At 37.0% G+C, this 1,510-nt stretch carries 1 protein-coding gene and 1 pseudogene; one reads left to right on the top strand and one right to left on the bottom strand.

Going from position 1 to position 1,510, the window contains the following annotated elements; all coding sequences use genetic code 11:
* Window positions 1–89, bottom strand: a pseudogene (locus FTT85_RS18850) (IS200/IS605 family transposase); the annotation flags it as partial.
* A gap of 57 nt (window positions 90–146) precedes the next feature.
* On the opposite strand from FTT85_RS18850, the gene FTT85_RS18405 reads away from it, so the two are divergent.
* Entirely contained in the window at window positions 147–1,451 is a 1,305-nt protein-coding gene (locus FTT85_RS18405; protein ID WP_180164120.1) for an RNA-guided endonuclease TnpB family protein, read from the top strand.
* Window positions 1,452–1,510: the final 59 nt, after the last annotated feature.

The raw sequence follows: 1,510 nt of genomic DNA, 5'->3' as shown, positions 1-1,510 counted from the left end.
CCTAAAATCTTTTTTCTGTACTTAGTGATAAATACTAAATGTACATGTAAATTAAAGGCTGAATGTCGGTTTTTGTATATTTCTGTCATTGTTAAATGGCTTATTCGGTGATAATATATCACATATTACCACATACACACTCATTTATGAAAATCAACAAGGCGTACAAATTTAGGCTTGAGCCTAATGCAGAACAGGAACTTGTTTTAAACAAGTTGCTTGGCTCTGCACGTTTTGTTTGGAATCAAATCCTAGCCATTTCATTTGAAATGCTTGCTAAAAATGAACGCATTAATAAAATTAATTTGGTTAATAAAATCCCTGAACTACGCAAAAAGCCTGAGTGTGCTTTTTTAGAAAACAGTTCAAATGGTGTTTCACTTCAACAAAAAGTTCGGGATCTTGGTGATGCTTGGGGTAAATTCTTTGATAAAAAAGAACAAGCCAAGTTAAAACAAAAGCCTTTTAAGCCTAAAAAACCAAAATTCTTTAAATTAGCTGATGGTAGTGAAGTTCAACTTAGACCACTTATGCCACGATTTAAGAAGAAATCAGATGGTTATGATTCAATTCGTATTGTTCAATTTAATCGATATTGTTGGGTTAAAGGCAACCAAGTAAAATTACCTAATGATATTGGTGTTGTGAAATTCAGAAAATCACAAGATATTTCAGGTGAGATTAAAAACGTCACAATCTCAAAGCATGTCGGTAAGTGGTATATTTCTTTTGGTGTTGAGAACACAATAGAACATCCCATCCACCCATCAAAATCAGCCATTGGTGTTGATCTTGGCATCAAAAAATTGGTGACAACCTCAACAGGTCAGGTATTCGACCCGATCAATAGCTTTAAAGCCAATCAAGTGAAGTTGGCTAGACTTCAACGCAAATTGAAGAAGAAAACTAAATTCAGTGAAAATTGGAAAAAACTTAACTCAAAGATCAATAAATTACACCATCATATCGCCAATATTCGACATGACTACTTGCACAAAGTCACGACAACTCTCAGCAAAAACCACGCAATGATCGTAGTTGAGGACTTAAAAGTAGCCAATATGTCGAAGTCAGCAAGCGGAACAATTGAGAAAAAAGGAAAGAATGTGAAAGCCAAATCAGGCTTAAACAAATCAATCCTAGATCAAGGTTGGTCAATGCTTGTGGGTATGTTGGATTACAAGCAACAATGGCGAGGTGGTTTACTCGTTAAAGTTGACCCCAAATATACAAGTCAGACTTGTAGCTCATGCGGTCATGTTGCAAAAGAAAACAGGCTCACTCAGGCAAACTTTAGCTGTTTTGAGTGTGGCTTTAGCGAGAATGCGGATATAAACGCTTCTCGTAACATTTTGGCGGTGGGACACACCGTTTTGTCTGTGGAGGGAAGATGCGGTAAAGGTCGCCCTTTGAAGCAGAAAGCAAGCGAAATCCGCAAGGAAGTCACCTAAAAGCTTTTGCTTTTAGAATCCCCCACTTGAGCTAGTCGAAAGTGGTGGGAGTATGTCAA

The sequence above is a fragment of the Acinetobacter sp. YH01020 genome (genome assembly GCF_013420275.1).
In the GTDB taxonomy this organism is placed as follows: Bacteria; Pseudomonadota; Gammaproteobacteria; order Pseudomonadales; family Moraxellaceae; genus Acinetobacter; species Acinetobacter amyesii.
The sequence above is the reverse complement of the archived record's forward strand: the minus strand, read 5'-3'. Positions and strand labels throughout refer to the sequence as shown.